Below are 19,546 nucleotides of genomic sequence, written 5' to 3'. Positions count from 1 at the left end.
ATCACCTTTTCTAAAAATAAGTTTAGGTTAACCTAAACTATAATTTGATTATATTAGAAAATTATCTAAAGTCAAGAGATAGCCTGTAAAAATAAATCGTGGTACAATAAATATACGATAATAAAAGTGAGGTCAGAGTAGATGTTGACTGAAGAACAAGAAGACTACTTAAAAGCGATTTTTGGATTAAATGGCACAACAGATTACGTATCCAATAAGAATTTAGCGCAAGATTTAAATATTAAACCTTCATCAGTAAGTGAAATGATGTTACGTTTGAAAAAGGATGATTATGTAGATATTCGTCCATATAAAGGTGTGAAATTAACTCAAAAGGGTTTAGATCATACAACAAATATTATTAAAAGACATAGACTAATAGAGCGATTCTTAATAGAAGAACTTGAATATACTTGGGATGAGGTTCACGAAGAAGCAGAAATACTTGAACATCGTGTATCTGACCGTTTTATAGATAAGATAGATAAGTTAATGGGTTACCCAACAACTTGTCCGCATGGTGGTATTATTCCAAGAGAGAATCAAATAGAAGAAATTTATAACACATCATTAAATGAGTTTGAAATTGGAGATGACGTTGAAATTAAACGTGTAATGGATTACGTGAATCTCCTAGATTATTTAAGTAATCAAGAATTGCATATTGGAGATGTAGTAACAATTAGCAATAAAGATAGCTTAAACCAACTCATAGAACTTAAACTTGAAGATAAAACAATTATGATAAGCGAAACAAATGCATCATATTTGTTTGGTATAAAAACAGCTTAATAAGTAAAAACCAGCAGAAATTCAAACGAATGAATTTCTGCTGGTTTTTTGTTAATGGATACAATATAACGCACGAAGACTAAGAGATATCGTGCGCTAAGGTACAAAATCAGGATGTAACGCACGAAGACTGAGAGATATCGTGCGCTAAGGTACAAAATCAGAGTGTAACGCACGAAGACTAAGAGATATCGTGCAGTAAAGTATAAAGTCGAATTATACTACGCGAAGACTTCATATTAAAAGTTCCAATATCTATGGCCATAAAATATTAAAAGTATACATAACCGCATATACATTAATTGCTATCCATATGACACTAAAGAAAATAGTTGGAATTTTAGTGAGCTGTTTTAACTGACTACCATCCCATTCTTGTCTTGAACGAGAGAATGTTAATAGGAATATTGTAATACTTGATTGTGCGACTTCACCTAATAATGTTCCTAAACTAATGTGATAAATATACGTAATGATTTGTCCAAAGCCATGTATATTCGGTGCAGACAGTACTTCATATAAAGCTACTGCAATAATGACGAGAATGATACTTGGGATAAATTTCTTAGATGTTAATATGACATAGAATAAAAACATAATCAGAAGAATGATTAAGAAAATTGGTCCGAATGTGTGATGTTTAAGCCATACACCTAAAATCAACATAATTGGCGGCATGATATAACCGAATAAAGTCGTTATAAATTGATTTAATCGTGATTTAGAACCAGTAACGGCGTAACCTTGTCTACCGGTTTCCATACGCTCTTTACGACGCCAAACAACTACGAGGTCTTTAGGCTTACCACCTGATAGTTTATTTGCTATAACATGACCCATCTCATGGATGAGTATTGGAAAATATCCTAGAATAATATCGATTAAACTTAAAATGGGTTGTTGTCTTCTATGATGAACAAATACATATATAAGCGCGATGATCGTTATCGTTGTTAAGGATAAATTAATTGGTTCTGATAGAAAGTTCGGTAAAAATTGAATCAAAAAAACGTCACCTCGTATTGAATAGTTTAAGACTATTCTACACTAAAGTGACGTTTTTGTTGTCGGACTTAAGACTTAATATCCGTTATTATTTTTTCTTACGCTTGATTAACCAAGTTAATAAAAGGATAATACCGACAGCAAGTAAAATAGATGCTGTCATAATAATAGGTCTATTATCAGTGCTTGTAACTTTTTTCTTTGTTTCGTTAAATTTATGTTTACTTGGTGTTTCTACTTTTACAGATGGTGGACCATAGCTATCATCGATATAAGATCGGTTATAATCAATGCTTGCACGTCCATCTTGAAGTACAACTTTATAATCTACGCCTTTACGAACGACATCATATAAATCTTCTGTTACATAATATTTCTTGCCATTAATTTTTTGAGTCCCTTTAGATAATACTTTTTTCCATTCATATTCTTTAAATGATTTTTCCATCAAGCTATTACCCATCATATTACGTTCTTTCTCACCACCGACACTATTATAGTCTCCGGCACCAAAGAGAATTTGATTAATTCTTAATCCATCTCTTTTAGTAGAAAGACTGTGGTTATAGTCCGCTGTGTCACTAGAACCCGTTTTTAGACCATCTGTACCTTTAAGTGACATATCTGCACCTTCAAGTGAATGATTATACGTATAATATGTAACGTAGTGAACAGTAGGGGCAACTTTTTTAGTGTATTCTAAAATATCAGGATACTGTTTTACAAGGTGTTGCGTTAAAATTGCATAGTCTCTAGATGTTGAATAATTATCCTCATCTGATTGATATCGTTTTGCTTTATATTCTAATAATAAATTATTAGAAGCACCGTTGGCATTGTAGAATTTTGTATGTTCCATACCTAATTTCTTTGCTGTTTCATTCATGTAGTCAACAAAGTCAGAATCTAAATCCTTTTTTTGTTGTTTAGATGCAGTATTTTTATTGGAGTCTTTATCTTTTTTATCTATCTTTTTAGCAGAAGCTAAGTTCTCAGCTTTCATCGTTTCTCTTCCTAAAATCATCGCACCTGCATTTGAAGAGTTAGAAACGGTTATTTGCATAAGTTCAGAGATTGTATATACATCTCCTGGATACAATTTTGTATTACTTAATTCTGGTAATGTAGATAAACGATATTCTTCATCCGTCATTTTAACTTTAGCATTTTTATCAAGTTTACCACTATTGATTGCTTTCTCAGTTAAATATAATGTCATTAATTTAGACATACTTGCTGGATACCATTTAGCATCTATTTTATATTCATACATAATTTGACCAGTCTCAGAACTATAGTTAATAGCGCCTTCAGGTTCATAGATTTCACCGAGTGAGTATCCATTTTCATTGGCTACTTGTGTTGGTGATTTCGGATTATCCGCTGCATAAGTATTTTGAGTTACCGATATGCTCAATATAAGTAATGCAAAAAATAATAATAGACTTTTTTTCATGGATAAGACCTCTTTATTTATTTTTAAAATTAACTATATCATTCTAACATATATTAATTAACTACCCTACAATAAGATAACAAATGAACGTTAATTTTTTGTGAACATATTTTAAATTTGGTATGTATAATCTCAATGCTGTAAAATATAACTATATCATTAACTTTAGTGAAGAGGTTATTAAAATGACAAAACAAAATCCTCTGCTTTATTTACTAAAAAAGGTAGACTGGCCTAAAAAATTAGTGTTTACGGCTATGACACTTTCAATTTTAGGTAGTCTTAGTGGTTTGCTTGTACCATTATTTACTGGGAAATTAGTAGATACATTTAATGCAGAAAGTTTAGATTTAAGAATGGTTTGGCTTTTTATAGGCGTATTTTTAGTAAATGCAGTCTTGAGTGGTATCGGGACATATTTACTAAGCAAGATTGGTGAAAAAACAATTTATTCAATTAGGGAAAAGCTCTGGAAGCATTTAATCAATTTGAAAATGAGTTTCTTTGACAAAAATGAAAGTGGACAATTGATGAGTAGAATTACAGATGATACGAATGTGATTAACTTATTTATCTCTGAAAAAGCACCTAGCGTATTACCATCATTGTTAACACTTATTGGTTCGATAGTGATGTTATTTATTTTAGATTGGCAAATGACGCTCATGACGTTCCTAATCTTACCAATATTTATAGGAATAATGGTACCTTTAGGACGAAAAATGGGTAAAATCTCAAGAGACACACAAACTGAGATTTCTAGATTCAGCGGTATATTAGGAAGAGTGCTGACTGAAATGAAATTAGTTAAAGTGACAACATCAGAAGAAAAAGAACTCGAAAAAACAAAAGGAACTTTATTAGGTATATATGATCTTGGTTTAAAAGAAGCTAAAATCAGAGCAATCATTTCCCCGCTTTCAGGCGTTATTATGACGTTAACAGTGGCTGTGATACTTGGTTTTGGTGGTATTAGAGTTTCGAGTGGAGCGATTACTGCAGGTACATTGGTCGCAATGATATTCTATGTCGTGCAATTATCAGCGCCAATTTTGAATTTTTCAATGTTTTTAACGGATTATAAGAAAGCTGTCGGCGCAAGTGAACGTATCTATGAGATTTATCAAGAAGAAGCGGAAAAAAGAGGTGATGATCATAATCAACCGATTACGAATCATCAAGATATTACATTTGAAAATGTTTCATTTGGATATGAAGCTCATTCCGTTATTAAAGATTTATCTTTATCTATTCGATCTGGAGAAGTTACGGCATTTGTTGGTCCTTCTGGCTCAGGAAAAAGTACGCTGTTTAGTTTAATTGAAAGACTTTATCCAATCGATCACGGCCAAATATTATATGGAAACCAACCAATAGATGATATATCTTTAAAATATTGGCGACAGAAAATTGGATATGTTATGCAATCTAATGCAATGATGTCAGGGACGATAAGAGATAATTTAACATATGGTGTCTATTCAGAAGTAGAAGAAGAAACACTTGTACACTATACGAAGATGGCACGATGTTATGATTTTATAATGGCATTTCCACAAGGGTTTGATACAGAAATCGGTGAAAGAGGTACAAAATTATCTGGCGGGCAAAGACAACGTATAGATATCGCACGGAGTTTCATTAAGAATCCAGATATTTTACTATTAGATGAAGCGACAGCTAATTTAGATAGTGAAAGTGAATTCTACATTCAACAAGCATTAAATGAATTAATGAAAGATCGCACAACTATTGTGATTGCACATAGACTTGCTACGATTAAAAAAGCCAATCAAATTGTATTTTTAGATAAAGGTCAAATTACAGGTGTAGGTACACATCAAGAATTATTAGCATCTCATGAAAAGTATAGACATTTTGTAAATACGCAAAGTTTAACTGAATAATATAGTATTGAACAAGATCTTAGAAAAATATTTCAGGATCTTGTTTTTATTATAAAAAGTTAAAAAAATATGAGAAATAATGAAAACGCAACCATTTAGATAGGGCAAAGGATTCAATAAAAATCAAAAAATCAGTAGTAAATAAATCGTGAATATTTTCACAAAATATGCATAAAACCTATTGACCTCAAGAAATTGAGGTGCTATATTTACATTGTGAAAAGAATCACAAAAGTTAAAGATGCGCATCTTGAAAAATAAAAATAAGAAAGAAGTTGTTCATTGTGCTACTAAATAATATAAATCCATTAGACAACGTTACACTATCAGCAATTGTTGCTAGTATACCGATTATATTATTTCTATTATGTTTAACAGTTTTTAAAATGAAAGGTATTTATGCATCTATTACGACACTTATTGTAACTTTAGTCATTGCATCATTTATCTTCGAATTACCACATACTGTGGCGATTGGTGCTATAACAGAAGGATTCTTTCAAGGTATTCTTCCAATAGGCTATATTGTCGTAATGGCAGTATGGTTATACAAAGTTTCAATTGGTACAGGACAATTCAGTATCATTCAAGATAGTATTTCAGGTATTTCTCAAGACCAACGTATCCAATTATTATTAATAGGTTTTAGCTTTAATGCATTTTTAGAAGGTGCCGCTGGTTTTGGTGTCCCTATCGCAATATGTAGTGTATTGTTAATTCAAATTGGTTTTAAACCTTTACAGGCAGCAATGCTTTGTTTAATTGCTAACGGAGCAGCAGGCGCTTTTGGTGCTATAGGTATTCCAGTTGGTATTATAGATAGTTTAGGTCTTCACGGTAATATCTCAGCGCTTGAAGTATCACAGATTTCAACACTTACACTCCCAATCCTGAACTTCTTTATTCCGTTTTTACTTGTCATGATATTAGATGGATTTAAAGGTGTGAAAGAAATTTTACCGATGATACTTGTTGTAAGTACAACATATACTGGCTTACAAATATTGATTACGTATTTCCAAGGTCCAGAATTGGCTGATATTATACCACCATTATTATCAATGGTTGCATTAGCAATTTTCTCAAAATATTACCAACCTAAAAATATTTTCAGAGTTTCAGATCAAGAAGTATTGGAAACAAAGAAACATTCTGTTAAATCCATTATGTATGCATGGAGCCCATTCTATATTTTAACGATTTTTGTCATGATATGGAGTGCACCATTTTTCAAAGCTTTATTTGCTGAAGGTGGTTTACTTTCTTCATTAGTATGGAATATAAATATTCCAGGAACATTTAATGAAATTACAAATAAACTGATTACATTAAAAATCGACATATTTAGTGCAACAGGTACTGCAATATTAATTTCAGTAGTGATCACAATACTCATTTCGAAACACTTTAAGTTCAGTGATGCCTTTAATTTATTAGGCGTAACAATTAAAGAACTTTGGTTACCAATTTTGACAATCTGTTTTATTTTAGCTATCGCGAAAATTACAACTTATGGTGGACTTACAGGTGCAATGGGACAAGGTATTGCAAAAGCTGGTAACATCTTCCCGATACTATCTCCAGTATTAGGTTGGATAGGTGTATTCATGACTGGTTCAGTTGTAAATAACAACACATTGTTTGCACCAATTCAAGCATCAGTAGCTAGTCAAATTGGTACAAGTGGACCATTGTTAGTTGCTGCAAATACAGCAGGTGGTGTAGCAGCTAAATTAATCTCACCACAATCTATCGCAATTGCAACAGCTGCTGTTAAAGAAGTTGGTAAAGAGTCTGAATTGCTCAAAATGACTTTGAAATATAGCGTAGGATTCTTAATATTCATCTGTATATGGACATTTATTTTAACAATAATTTTATAAATATAAATTGAGGAGCGATTATAATGAAACAATTCAAAGGTAAAAAAGTCGTATTAGTAGGTAATGGTGCAGTAGGTTCAAGTTATGCATTTTCAATGATAAACCAAGGTATTTGTGATGAATTTGTCATCATAGACTTAGATAAAAAGAAAGTAATCGGGGATGTAATGGATTTAAATCATGGTACAGTATATGGTCCTTCACCAATTAAAGTTAAATCAGGTGATTATAAAGATTGTCATGATGCAGACTTAGTTGTGATTTGTGCAGGTGCAGCTCAAAAACCAGGTGAAACAAGACTAGATTTAGTAGCAAAAAATATGAAAATTTTCAAATCAATCGTTACTGAAATTATGGATTCAGGATTTGATGGTATATTCTTAATTGCAACTAACCCAGTAGATGTATTAACATATGCAACTATGAAATTCTCAGGTTTATCAAAAGAACGTGTAATCGGATCAGGTACTATATTAGATACAGCAAGATTTAGATATTTATTAAGTGAAGAATTCGATGTCGCACCACAAAGTGTTCATGCAAATATTATTGGTGAACATGGTGATTCAGAATTACCAGTTTGGTCTCATGCCAATATTGCAGGTAAACCATTAAGAAGTATTATTGAAAAAGATGAAACACGCAAACATAGAGTAGAAGAAATATTTGTACAAACTCGTGATGCAGCATATGAAATTATTGAAGCAAAAGGTGCAACTTATTATGGAGTAGCAATGGGGTTAATGCGTATTACAAAAGCTATTTTGAACAACCAAGATGTGGTGTTAACAGTGTCTGCATATTTAGAAGGCGAGTATGGACATGAAGGTGTATATATAGGCGTACCAGCACTTATAAACAGATCAGGCATTAGAGAAGTTATCGAAATGCCATTAGATGAAGAAGAAAAATCATTATTTGATAACTCTGTTAAAGTGTTAAAAGATATACAAGAACCCTTTGAAAAAGAATTTTAAGAGGAAGATATATCAGGGGTTTAATATACGAAGACAGTAGTACCGACAAAATCTAGAAACGATTTTGTCGGTACTTTTTTGGTGATGACAGTTTGAATTAAGTGGTGAATGTGAAAATGAAGGGGATTGAAGATATAAGATAGTGGAAGATGTGAGTTAAAGGAGGAATAAACACACGAGTTGTGGCTTAATGTCTGAATAAAGCCAAGAGATAGCCTAAGTCATGGCTTAACGCTCTAATTAAGCCAAGACATCACCTATTTCTCTCTCCTCTATCACTTCACTCAATTCAAACTACTTTCTTCACATCACCGTTATACATCCATTATATGATTCGTCTTCTATTTATAATCGGCATGTTGAGGGGATTTGAGGATTGTGGTAGTATCTATATGTCTGTTAAAAAATATAGAGGAGGTAAGGTCATGAAAAATAGAATTTTACGAGATATGATATTAATTTTGGCAGGATCTTTTATTTTTGCTACGGGTGTTAATGCCTTTATCATTTCTGCTAATTTAGGTGAAGGTGGCGTAACTGGGGTTTCTTTAATCTTACTTTATGCATTCGACATTTCACCTGCATGGTCTACGTTTATTTTAAATGCTATTTTAATTGCGTTAGGTTATAAATTTTTAAGCAAGAGAAGTACTGTTTATACGATAATAGCTGTTATTGCTATTTCTGTATTTCTAGGTCTAACTGACTCTTGGGTTGTGCATACGAATGAAATTTTAATTAACACAATCTTTGGTGGTTTCATGGTTGGTCTAGGTATAGGACTAATTGTATTATCTGGTGGTACGACTGCTGGAACGACGATTCTTGCTCGAATAGCGCATAAGTATTTAGACGTTAATACATCATATGCTCTATTATTCTTTGACCTTATCGTCGTGATGTTCTCACTTACTGTAATGCCTTTAGAAAAAGCGTTACTTACAGTGATTTCATTATATGTAGGAACAAAAGTGATGGACTTTGTAATTGAAGGTCTAAATCCTAAAAAAGCCGTTACAATCATTTCTCAAAATCCCGATCAAATCGCTAAAATGATTGATGAACAAATTGGTCGTGGTTGTACGATTCTAAATGGTAGAGGCTATTATTCTAAGAAAGATACAGATGTCTTATATGTCGTTATTGCGAAGACACAACTTTCTAGAACAAAACGCATGATTAGAAAATTTGATGAAAATGCATTTGTCGTTGTCCATGACGTAAGAGACGTTCTTGGAAATGGATTTTTAGTAGATGAATAATAATGTTAAGAGGTTGGAATACGTTAAGTGTTCCAACCTCTTTTTGTGAACGGAATACGAAAATATTCAGAAAATGATAGAAAAAGATACTATTAAATGCTATAATACATGAATATGAATGATGATAATGATTATCATTTACAGATATATACAATTAATGAAAATGTCATATAAATAGAGTTAATTTTAATGGAAAGAGGGTTCTTTATGAATCGTTTAACGGGAGAAGCTATTTCAATAGGTTATGGTGAAAAATTAATAGTTAATGAATTGAATCTTGAAATACCAGATGGCAAAGTGACTTCTATAATTGGACCAAATGGTTGCGGTAAGTCTACTTTATTAAAAGCTTTAAGCCGTATATTAAATGTACAAACGGGTCAAGTGTTGTTAGATGGTAAGAATTTACATTCAACTTCAACTAAAGAAATAGCTAAAAAAATTGCTATTTTGCCACAATCTCCTGATGTTGCAGATGGATTAACAGTTGGAGAACTTGTATCTTATGGTAGATTTCCTCATCAAAAAGGTTTCGGTAGATTATCTAAACAAGATAAAGAGGAAATTGAATGGGCTTTAAATGTAACAGGTACGCATGATTTTAAATATAGATCGATTAACGATTTAAGTGGTGGTCAAAGACAACGTGTTTGGATTGCAATGGCTCTCGCACAAAAAACAGATATCATCTTTTTAGATGAACCAACTACTTATTTAGATATTTCACACCAATTAGAAATTTTAGAGCTTGTACAAGAATTAAATAAAGAACAAGGTTGTACAATTATTATGGTATTACATGATATTAACCAAGCAATTCGTTTTTCAGATCATTTAATTGCTATGAAATCTGGTGAAATTGTTGCACAAGGTCAAACAGAAGAAGTTTTAACAAATGAAATATTGGAAGAAGTCTTCAATATTGATGCAGAGCTCTCTACAGACCCACGAACTGGAAAACCAATGCTTGTAACATATAATTTATTATGTAAGCACTATACGAAGTTATAAAGGATGGCAACTCAATGACTCAGACTAAATCATTAAAAGTTAATCGCTATCCCATTATATTAACAGTTACAATCATGTTACTTGTAGCTGTTTTACTTCTGTCATTTTTATTTGGTGCAAAGACGACTTCGATACAAGTGGTTTATGATGCGATTTTTCATTATAATCCAAAAATAGAAGAACATAATATATTAAGAGAAATAAGAATTCCGAGAGAAATAGGTGCTGTCATTGTTGGTATGGCACTTGCTGTATCCGGTGCTGTCATGCAAGGTGTTACACGTAATGGCTTAGCTGACCCTGGTTTATTAGGGCTTAATGCTGGTGCGAGTATGATGCTTGCTTTAACTTTAGCCGTTATACCTAATGCAGGTTATTTCACATTAATGCTTGCTGGATTTGTAGGTGCTGGTATAGGTGGCATACTCGTTATGAGTGTAGGCTCATCTAAACGAGGTGGGTTCAGCCCAATGAGATTAGTACTTGCTGGTGCTGCAGTATCTGCGCTTTTAACAGCTGCAAGTGAAGGAATTGCTTTAATATTTAGATTAAATCAAACATTAACATTCTGGAGTGTTGGTGGTGTAAGTGGTACAACTTGGAAACAACTTATGATCTCTACACCGATTGTTATTGTTATTTTAATTGTCCTTATTATCATGAGTAGACAACTTACAATACTTAGTTTAGGTGATACACTTTCAAAAGGATTAGGTCAAAATAGTACATTTGTTAGATACACGAGTCTAATTGCTACAATGTTCCTAGCAGGTATAGCGGTTTCAATCGTTGGACAAATCGCATTTGTCGGATTAATGGTGCCACATATTGTTCGATTCATGGTTGGAACTGATTATAAGCGTGTGATACCTTTATCAGCAGTTCTTGGAGGTTTTATCCTGTTATTTGCAGATATGATTGCAAGAATGTTAGGAGAAGCACCTATTGGAGCTGTTATCTCAATTATCGGTGTGCCGTTCTTCCTTTATCTTGTAAGAAGGGACGGTAAAATATTATGATACATCCTAAAATAATTAAAAAGCAGCGTATTACATTTATTATATTAGTTATCGCACTTATTGCTTCTATGGGATTTGCTATGACAACTGGTGAATTTAATATGTCCTTTACACAATTTTTTAAGACGATTTTTGGACAAGGTAATGAACTAGATACAATGGTATTATTTGAATTCAGAATGCCTAGAATGCTCATCACAATACTTGCAGGTGCAAGTTTAGCGTTAAGTGGTGCAATCCTACAAAGTATTACCAAGAACCCTTTAGCAGAACCAGGTATTCTTGGTATTAATGCAGGAAGCGGGTTTATGATTACACTATTTCTTGTTGTTGGTACGATAAAAGCAGGAGATTTTGTATATGTATTACCAATTGTAAGTATGCTCGGCGGTTTAGCAACTGCAATGGTTATTTTCATATTCAGTCATAAACGTGGAGAAGGTATAAACCCTGTAAGAATGGTCTTAATAGGTGTAGGTTTATCTACTGCTCTGAGTGGTGCATCTATTACAATTATGTCTACATTTGATCAAGATCAAATGGAATTTATCGCAAGATGGTTTGCAGGTAATATATGGGGAGATGAATGGCCGTTTGTGTTCGCATTTATCCCATGGTTAGCTATTGTCATGCCATTCTTATTCTATAAAGCAAATGTATTAAATGTATTAAGTACGAATGAACAAATTTCCGTTTCTTTCGGTATTAATAATAATAGAGAAAGAATACTACTTGTATTCTTAGCTGTTGTATTATCATCAGCTGCAGTTTCAGTAGCAGGCGGAATTGGTTTCGTCGGCTTAATGGGACCACATATAGCAAGAAGTATTGTTGGACCGAGACACCAATTATATTTACCAATTGCAGTGTTAAACGGTGCGATTTTACTTGTTGTAGCAGATACAATTGGTAAAATTGTATTAGAACCTAACGGACTTCCAGCAGGTATTATTGTTGCAATAGTTGGTGCTCCTTATTTCTTATACTTAATGCAAAAATCAACGCATATATAATAATGAACTCTCTTTCTATAATGGAAGAGAGTTTTTTATTTTTTAATTACTACAAATTTTAAGATTTATTAACATGTTCCAAAAAAGTTTACTTAAATTATAAAATTTAGTTTTCAAAATCGTTTTAGGGGTATAACTATGAGTAGTAATAGAACTTTACATAGGAGGTGCAGTTGCCAGTGAGAAGATTAAAGAATTTTTTCCTAGGCTTATTCATAATAGTAGTTGTAGGCACGCTTCTTTTTATGTACTTGGATATTAGCCAAATTAAGAGCTATCAACAAGAATTATTAAAATATAATTGGTTTGAACCAACGTTGATTGCTTGTGCAGGTGTATTAATATTCTTTGGTATATTGATGTTCTTTGCAACATTTAAACCAACACATAAAAAGCCAGGCTTACATCGTGACTATGAGGATGGTCACATTTATATTACGAGAAATTCAGTTGAAAAATGTGTTTATCGTACTATTCAAAAATACGATGAAGTACGTCAACCAAATGTTATTTCTAAACTGTATAATAAGAAAAATAAATCTTATGCAACAATCAAAGCTGATTTCTTTGTGGTTTCAGATACAGGCCAAATTCAAACATTAACGGATCGAATTAAATCAGATATTAAGGAAAATGTTGAGCATTTCTCAGAAATACCTGTAAAAAATATTGAGATTAATGTCAGAGATCAAAAATCGAGTGACACAAGAGTTTTATAAGACTAAGGATAGGAGGTTCCGATTATGCCAAATGAAAATCAAGATCCAAATCAATTCATTAATTTTATTAAAGAATATAAATGGAGAATTATTGGTTTTATCGCAATGTTAATATTAGCAGTACTATTTTTAACAATTGGTTTTTGGAAAACAGTTTTAATCCTAGTCCTATGTTTAATAGGTGTAGGATTGGGGTATATTAAAGATTGTACACAGCAGTTCTTAAATTTCTTAAATAGAATAAGTTAGACTGCTTACAATATAAATAATGCAAATAAACAAATTATAAATTAAAGGGAGAGAATCTATTATGGCAAACGTAGACAACAACAAAGTAAAAAGTAGTTACAATGAACAAACAGGGGTAAATGAACAAGAGCGCGAAGCTCAACAACAACAAGCTCAAGCTCAAGAGCAACAATTTTCAAATACATTATCATTTTCAGATGAAGTAGTAGAAAAAATTGCTGGAATTGCTGCTAGAGAGGTTAGAGGTATTTTAGATATGAAAGGCGGCTTTGCTTCTAGCTTAACTGATCGTTTCACATCTGGAAATAACGTAACGCAAGGGGTTTCTGTTGAAGTAGGAGAAAAACAAGCAGCTGTAGATTTAAAAGTAATTTTAGAATATGGTGAATCAGCTCCTAAAATCTTCAAAAAAGTTGCGGACTTAGTTAAAGAGCAAGTTAAACATATGACTGGACTTGAAGTTGTTGAAGTAAATATGCACGTTGATGATGTTATGAGTAGAAAAGAATACGAACAAAAGAACGCATCATCAGATGAAGAAAGCCAATCAAAAAGCAATAAAGAATTACAATAAAGTATAAAAAAAGCGAGTGAGATATTTATCTCACTCGCTTTTTTTATGCTTTTTGCGTCTTTGGTTGTTTCTTAATCGTTAAACAAATTAGGAATGCAATGAAGCTCAATGCACCAGCTACATATAGACTAGATACAACATTAAAGTATGATACAAATATACCACCTAATAATGAACCAGCGCCTATTCCTGCATTTAAACTAGACATGTTCCAACTCATTGCCGCACTTGTATCTCCTTCAAGTTGAGAGATGATACCGATTTGGATAGGTGGATTTGATCCCCATTGGACAATATTCCAAGCAAATACGCCTATTAATGTAATAATAAGTATAGGTAAGAATTGTTCAAATACAAGCATTAGTACTGTATAAGTACTTAATGAAATTAATAGCCACTTTTTACTGCCTAATGCATCTGTAATATATCCACCTAATGAAGTACCAATAATTGCACCGATACCAGCTACGAGTAGTACGAGTGATACGATATTTAAATCATATCCATACACAGATAGTAACGGACTAATATACGTTACGACAACATAATTTGCCGCTAATATAAGGAAAGTTATGCTTAAATATTTTACAATTTCTAACGGATGAACGACTTTGTAATCTTGGCTTTGACTAGAAGATTCTACTGTATCTATTTTATTGCTTGCTACATTAAAAATAATAAGTATAAGTGCAATAATCCCTACTGTAGATATAAATACAAATGACATTCTCCAACCTACTAAATCACCTATTTTAGTGCCTAGAGGAACACCAAGTACGTTAGCTGCACTGAAACCAGTATAAACAAGTCCAATCATTTTCCCGCGTTCGCTTGGATTTGAATACACAACTGTTAAAGATAAAATCTTCACGACAATAATAGCAGCAGCCGCTGAAGATAATACTCTACCTATTACTAGTATTGTAAAGTTAGGTGAAATCGCAATTATTCCGTTTCCTAAAATAAATATAGCCATACTTACTAATAATACAGTCTTTGGTGAGACGTTTTTAGTGAGTTTAACAAGTATGGGACCACTAATTGCGAATGTTAATGCATAAACTGTTACAAGTTGTCCTACAATTGCTTCTGATACATTCAAATCTTTACTCATTAAAGTAAGTATACCTGCAATCATTAGTTCAACCATTCCCACAACAAATACGCTTAACATAAATGTAATTAATCGAGGTTTCGACATCATATAACTCCTTCTCTTTGACATATAATCATGATTATAACAGTGTGATTTGTAAAAATACAGATAAAATTTAATACCCGAACAATCAGAAATTTAAGGTGTTTTTAAGGTATAAAATGAAAGATTTAATTGGAATTGATCTATATATTATACGGATAATAAATAGATGTTTGAAAATTAAAAATATTTAAAGAAAAATTATAATAAATACATTGGTATATTATGATTAATAATTCTTTTATTTTTACTAAAAATAATGACAGCGCTTACATAAAAATATATAATACAATTAGAGATGAATAGTATTGAATATTTATTAATTTTTGTGTATAGTTAGTCTTGCGAAAAGGAGAGAAAGTATGAAAGAGACGAGCGTTTTAGTAGGAAGGTTAAAGTTTATTATATTATCAGTGTTAGGAATATATTTATTTTTAGTTCCCGTTACGGTAACTGACGATAAAGGGGAGAAAGAAACAAGTTTACCTGTTGCATACCTTGCAAATACAGCTTTAGATTGGATAGGTGACTATGCCGGACTAATTATAATGCTTTTAATTAGTTTCTCTGCAGTAATGACATTAATCTATTCTACGATATTCAGTACTTCTACTAAGAGATCTATAGCGAACGAATTGTTTAACGTCAATTGGATTTGGGTCGTAATTAGAATAATAGGTGCGATATTTGCAATATTCATTTATTTCGATTTTGGACCTGGTATAGTTGTAAATGAAAATACTGGATTAATGGTTTACAATGATTTATTACCAACATTGCTTGCAGTATTCTTCTTTGCAGGTTTGTTTTTACCATTATTAATGGACTTTGGTTTATTAGAATTTTTAGGACCAATGTTTGCGCCAATTATGAGACCAGTATTTAAATTACCTGGTAGATCAACTGTTGATAATCTAGCTTCATTTATTGGTGATGGAACTGTAGGCGTAATGATTACAAGTCAACAATATGAACAAGGCTTTTATACACGTCGAGAGGCAACTGTCATTGCGACAACATTCTCTGTTGTATCCATCACATTTGCAATTGTCATTGCTCAAACAATTGGCTTAATGGATTATTTCTTTAAATTTTATTTATCCGTTATTTTAGCTTGTGTTGTAGCAGCTTTTATAATGCCTAGAATTTGGCCACTTAAACAAATTCCAGATAAGTATTCAAACGGTAGCACTGAGCAATTAAATGAATCAATTCCTAAAACACATAATCCAATATCATGGGGATTTGAACAAGCAACTCAAAAAGCTGTAAAATCACCTGACTTTAAACAATTCATTATCAATGGTGTGAAAACTGTATTGGATATGTGGTTAGCAGTACTACCAGTCGTTATGACAATCGGTACATTAGCAACTATTGTTGCTGAATATACACCAACATTTAGTATTTTAGGTGCACCATTTGTACCATTATTAGAATTAATGCAAATACCATATGCAAAAGAAATGTCTGAAACATTATTAATCGGTTTTGCAGATATGTTCTTACCATCATTACTTATTAGTAATGTACCAAGTGATATGACAAGATTTATCGTAGGTGCTTTAAGTATTTCACAATTAATATATTTATCAGAAGTAGGGGGCGTTATACTCGGTTCGAAAATACCAGTAAGCCTAGGGAAACTCTTCATGATTTATATTATGCGTACAATTATTGCATTACCGATAATTGTAATATTAGCTCATATTTTCTTTTAAATTAAAAAACGGACAAAATGAACTTAAATAGTTCAGTTTGTCCGTTTTTATATTATTATTTTGGATCGATTGTTGTTTCGACTTTAGCGATTGCGATTTCAGATCCTAACATTGGTGATTCACCTTTGTCTTTATTACTGTCTCCACCGCGACTATGTGCTTGTTTAAATGCATCGCTCGTTTTCCATGCTTCAAAGTCTTCTAGTTCTTCCCACCACATATTTACATGTAATTCGTCATTGTCATCAATGTCTTGCATGTTCCAAGTTTCAACTTTTATGAAACCTTTCATTTCTTGTAATGCGCCACCTTTAGTAAACATTGGTGCTAATTTTTCTGCATAACCTTTTTTCATTTTAATTCTATTTGTTACAACATACATTGTTATCTCTCCTATTCTTTTGGTGTTGGGTTAGTAGCCCAGATTTGTGCTGTCTTCATAAATGTTCTTGGTTGTAGTTTCAATTGTGATATGACTACGTCTGCTATATCTTCTGGATGCGTCATTGTATCTTCTTGTAATTGTGTTTCTCCAATTAAGTCTGTTAATACAGCTGAAGGGGTTAAATATGATACTCGGATGTTATGTTTTCTCATTTCTTGCATAATACCTTCAGTCATACCAATTACTGCATATTTAGTAGCAGAATAGATACTGCTTGTTGCACTGGCTTTTAAACCAGACATTGAAGCGATATTAATAACATCTCCGCTTTTTTGTCTTACGAGATGTGGTAATGCTTCTTGTAAAACGTAATATATACCTTTAACATTTGTTTTGAATAATTGATCAAACTCAGATTCACTTACATCTAAAAATGAATTGTTCTTCATAATACCTGCATTATTTATCACGATATCAATAGAGCCTAATGCATGATATGAATCTTCTATAAAACGTTGCACATCTTTTTGGTGCGCAATATTAGTTTCTTTATAAAATACTTTGACGTCATATTGTTTAAGTTCATCGGCTGTTGCTTTTAAAGTATCAATATTTCTACTTGCAATTGCAACGTTGACGCCTTCGTGAGCTAATGCAATCGCGATTGATTTACCGATACCTTTAGAGCCACCTGTAATGACTGCATTGAGCCCTTTTAAGTCTCTTAACATATTGATCATCACTCCTTTCTTATATGTTAGCATGCTTTAAAAATGTATCATAATAATTCAATTTGAAAATGCCATATAAATAACACCACGAAGTCAGCTTTATATGACTTCGAGGTGTTTATTTAAAATGCCTGAAAGTTTGAACTTAAGCTTCTTTAGTAAGTTCGTTGTAAACTTTCTTATCAGCATGTGTATAAATAATATATTCTTTATCATTTGTTTCGATAATCACACGATTTGTTTTGCCAAAAGTTGAGCCAATTCTTACGATATGATCTTGGGCTTCATTAGACAAAGCGTGAATATCTTGATCCTCTTTAATGTTTTTAATTTCATTATTTGGAATTGTAATGTCCGCTACTCTCCATTGAATATGAACTTGATTATTGTCCTTTGATACTCTCATTGCCATATCTAAACACATCCTTTTGTTTGATGACTACATCATAACGCATTATGTATCCGTTTTCAATAGAAAAACGAGAAAATGTGTTATATTTTTTAATTATTATGTCATACTAATTGATGATAGTATTTTTATGCAATATATTGAATAACTATTTACAAACAGAATGCTATGTTGTAATATTATCTTTATAAATAAATGAGGAGCTGGTTTCATTGGGACGAAGTTATCTATGTTAAAGGAATTAAACAAGACAAGTTTTTTAAAAGAAGTTGATTTTTCTAAAGGAGAATTAGAATCGCTTATTGATTTGGCAATGGAATTAAAATTCAAAGAAAAGCATCAAATCCCACACCGTTATTTAAACGGGAAACATATCGCTTTATTATTTGAAAAGCAATCAACGAGAACACGTTCAGCTTTCACAGTAGCTGCAACTAAGATGGGTGCAAGTGTGTCTTATTTAGGTAAAGATGATTTACAGTTAGGTAAGAAAGAATCTGTTGAAGATACAGCAGTCGTACTTGGATCTATGTTTGATGGTATTGCTTTTAGAGGATTTGAACAAAAGACAGTAGAAGATTTAGCTCAATTTTCGAACGTACCAGTATGGAATGGCTTAACAAATGAGTGGCATCCTACACAAATGTTAGCAGACTTTATGACAATTAAAGAATACTTTGGTACATACGAAGGAAAGACTTTGACGTTTATAGGAGATGGACGCAATAATGTTGCGAACTCGTTGCTCGTTACGAGTGCAATTTTAGGTGTGAATATTCATATTGTTGCACCATCATCACTCCAACCAAATGAAGAAGTTCAAAATATGGCATTGTCATTTAGTAAAGAATCTGGAAGTGAGATATTAATTACAGATAATATCCAAGAAGGTATTTACGGCAGTGATATCATATATACAGATGTTTGGTGTTCAATGGGTGAGGAACAACAATTGGAAGAACGCTTTGAATTACTTAAAGATTACCAGGTTAATCAAAACTTAATTAATTTAACTGGTAAAAATGAAACTTTATTTTTACATTGCTTACCAGCTATTCATGATTTGAATACTGAAATGGGCGCGCTTTGTTTCGAAAAATTTGGTGTAACAAGTATGGAAGTGACAGATGACGTATTTAGATCAGATTATTCGAAAGTATTCCAACAAGCAGAAAATAGAATGCATACAATTAAAGCATTATTAGCTACAACTTGTGGCGATATATATTAATAAA

Annotated in this window: 19 protein-coding genes; 13 read left to right on the top strand and 6 right to left on the bottom strand. The window is 32.2% G+C overall.

Annotated features, from left to right (window positions below; translation table 11 throughout):
* Positions 1 to 141 precede the first annotated feature (141 nt).
* Complete coding sequence (locus ACJTHF_RS05315; protein WP_058592204.1) at positions 142 to 792, top strand: metal-dependent transcriptional regulator; 651 nt, start codon at positions 142 to 144, stop codon at positions 790 to 792.
* Between the two features lie 255 nt (positions 793 to 1,047).
* Here ACJTHF_RS05315 and ACJTHF_RS05310 read toward each other — a convergent pair whose 3' ends face one another.
* Positions 1,048 to 1,797: a M50 family metallopeptidase gene (locus ACJTHF_RS05310; RefSeq protein WP_106417536.1), complete on the bottom strand. Its 750-nt coding sequence runs from the start codon at positions 1,795 to 1,797 to the stop codon at positions 1,048 to 1,050.
* Between the two features lie 88 nt (positions 1,798 to 1,885).
* Entirely contained in the window at positions 1,886 to 3,253 is a 1,368-nt protein-coding gene (gene pbp4, locus ACJTHF_RS05305) for a penicillin-binding protein PBP4 (RefSeq protein ID WP_058592202.1), read from the bottom strand.
* A 185-nt stretch (positions 3,254 to 3,438) separates the two neighbouring features.
* Between pbp4 and ACJTHF_RS05300 the strand changes: the two genes are divergently transcribed.
* The 10 genes from ACJTHF_RS05300 to ACJTHF_RS05255 all read left to right on the top strand — a co-directional run bounded on the left by ACJTHF_RS05300 (position 3,439) and on the right by ACJTHF_RS05255 (position 13,867).
* Positions 3,439 to 5,160, top strand: a complete 1,722-nt coding sequence (locus ACJTHF_RS05300; RefSeq protein WP_075578423.1) for an ABC transporter ATP-binding protein — start codon at positions 3,439 to 3,441, stop codon at positions 5,158 to 5,160.
* Positions 5,161 to 5,444: 284 nt separating this feature from the next.
* Positions 5,445 to 7,043, top strand: coding sequence for an L-lactate permease (locus ACJTHF_RS05295; RefSeq protein ID WP_058592200.1), 1,599 nt, complete (start codon positions 5,445 to 5,447; stop codon positions 7,041 to 7,043).
* A 23-nt stretch (positions 7,044 to 7,066) separates the two neighbouring features.
* Positions 7,067 to 8,020, top strand: a complete 954-nt coding sequence (locus ACJTHF_RS05290) for an L-lactate dehydrogenase (RefSeq protein WP_048540064.1) — start codon at positions 7,067 to 7,069, stop codon at positions 8,018 to 8,020.
* Between the two features lie 425 nt (positions 8,021 to 8,445).
* Positions 8,446 to 9,282 (top strand): YitT family protein, encoded by an 837-nt coding sequence (locus ACJTHF_RS05285; protein WP_048540065.1) that lies wholly within the window; start codon positions 8,446 to 8,448, stop codon positions 9,280 to 9,282.
* Between the two features lie 207 nt (positions 9,283 to 9,489).
* Entirely contained in the window at positions 9,490 to 10,293 is an 804-nt protein-coding gene (locus ACJTHF_RS05280; protein ID WP_232156825.1) for an ABC transporter ATP-binding protein, read from the top strand.
* A gap of 14 nt (positions 10,294 to 10,307) precedes the next feature.
* Positions 10,308 to 11,312 carry a FecCD family ABC transporter permease gene (locus ACJTHF_RS05275; RefSeq protein WP_048540068.1) on the top strand — a complete coding sequence of 335 codons (1,005 nt, stop codon included), beginning with the start codon at positions 10,308 to 10,310 and terminating at the stop codon, positions 11,310 to 11,312.
* On the top strand, positions 11,309 to 12,325 hold the full coding sequence (locus tag ACJTHF_RS05270; RefSeq protein WP_048540071.1) for a FecCD family ABC transporter permease: 1,017 nt from the start codon (positions 11,309 to 11,311) through the stop codon (positions 12,323 to 12,325). The genes ACJTHF_RS05275 and ACJTHF_RS05270 overlap by 4 nt, the downstream gene beginning before the upstream one ends.
* A 179-nt stretch (positions 12,326 to 12,504) precedes the next feature.
* A complete protein-coding gene (amaP, locus tag ACJTHF_RS05265) occupies positions 12,505 to 13,044 on the top strand; it encodes an alkaline shock response membrane anchor protein AmaP (RefSeq protein WP_048540111.1) in 540 nt (179 codons plus the stop codon).
* Between the two features lie 21 nt (positions 13,045 to 13,065).
* Positions 13,066 to 13,293 carry a DUF2273 domain-containing protein gene (locus tag ACJTHF_RS05260; RefSeq protein ID WP_369919472.1) on the top strand — a complete coding sequence of 76 codons (228 nt, stop codon included), beginning with the start codon at positions 13,066 to 13,068 and terminating at the stop codon, positions 13,291 to 13,293.
* A 61-nt stretch (positions 13,294 to 13,354) separates the two neighbouring features.
* A complete protein-coding gene (locus tag ACJTHF_RS05255; RefSeq protein ID WP_058592199.1) occupies positions 13,355 to 13,867 on the top strand; it encodes an Asp23/Gls24 family envelope stress response protein in 513 nt (170 codons plus the stop codon).
* Between the two features lie 43 nt (positions 13,868 to 13,910).
* Here ACJTHF_RS05255 and ACJTHF_RS05250 read toward each other — a convergent pair whose 3' ends face one another.
* A complete protein-coding gene (locus ACJTHF_RS05250) occupies positions 13,911 to 15,068 on the bottom strand; it encodes an MFS transporter (RefSeq protein WP_078355142.1) in 1,158 nt (385 codons plus the stop codon).
* 359 nt (positions 15,069 to 15,427) lie between these two features.
* On the opposite strand from ACJTHF_RS05250, the gene ACJTHF_RS05245 reads away from it, so the two are divergent.
* Complete coding sequence (locus tag ACJTHF_RS05245) at positions 15,428 to 16,786, top strand: YjiH family protein (protein ID WP_048540075.1); 1,359 nt, start codon at positions 15,428 to 15,430, stop codon at positions 16,784 to 16,786.
* Positions 16,787 to 16,841: 55 nt separating this feature from the next.
* On the opposite strand, the gene ACJTHF_RS05240 is transcribed toward ACJTHF_RS05245, so the two are convergent.
* The 3 genes from ACJTHF_RS05240 to ACJTHF_RS05230 form a co-directional block, all read right to left on the bottom strand.
* Positions 16,842 to 17,168, bottom strand: coding sequence for a heme oxygenase (locus tag ACJTHF_RS05240; protein ID WP_049321053.1), 327 nt, complete (start codon positions 17,166 to 17,168; stop codon positions 16,842 to 16,844).
* Positions 17,169 to 17,179: 11 nt separating this feature from the next.
* Positions 17,180 to 17,902 carry an SDR family NAD(P)-dependent oxidoreductase gene (locus ACJTHF_RS05235; RefSeq protein WP_058592539.1) on the bottom strand — a complete coding sequence of 241 codons (723 nt, stop codon included), beginning with the start codon at positions 17,900 to 17,902 and terminating at the stop codon, positions 17,180 to 17,182.
* Between the two features lie 145 nt (positions 17,903 to 18,047).
* On the bottom strand, positions 18,048 to 18,314 hold the full coding sequence (locus ACJTHF_RS05230) for a hypothetical protein (RefSeq protein ID WP_025904965.1): 267 nt from the start codon (positions 18,312 to 18,314) through the stop codon (positions 18,048 to 18,050).
* Positions 18,315 to 18,540: 226 nt separating this feature from the next.
* Between ACJTHF_RS05230 and argF the strand changes: the two genes are divergently transcribed.
* Positions 18,541 to 19,542: an ornithine carbamoyltransferase gene (gene argF / locus ACJTHF_RS05225; RefSeq protein WP_048540081.1), complete on the top strand. Its 1,002-nt coding sequence runs from the start codon at positions 18,541 to 18,543 to the stop codon at positions 19,540 to 19,542.
* The last annotated feature ends 4 nt before the right edge of the window (positions 19,543 to 19,546 follow it).

This window comes from Mammaliicoccus sp. RAM2, from assembly GCF_045897195.1.
Classification (GTDB): Bacteria; Bacillota; Bacilli; order Staphylococcales; family Staphylococcaceae; genus Mammaliicoccus; species Mammaliicoccus sciuri.
This window is presented reverse-complemented; position numbering and strand designations above follow the sequence as displayed.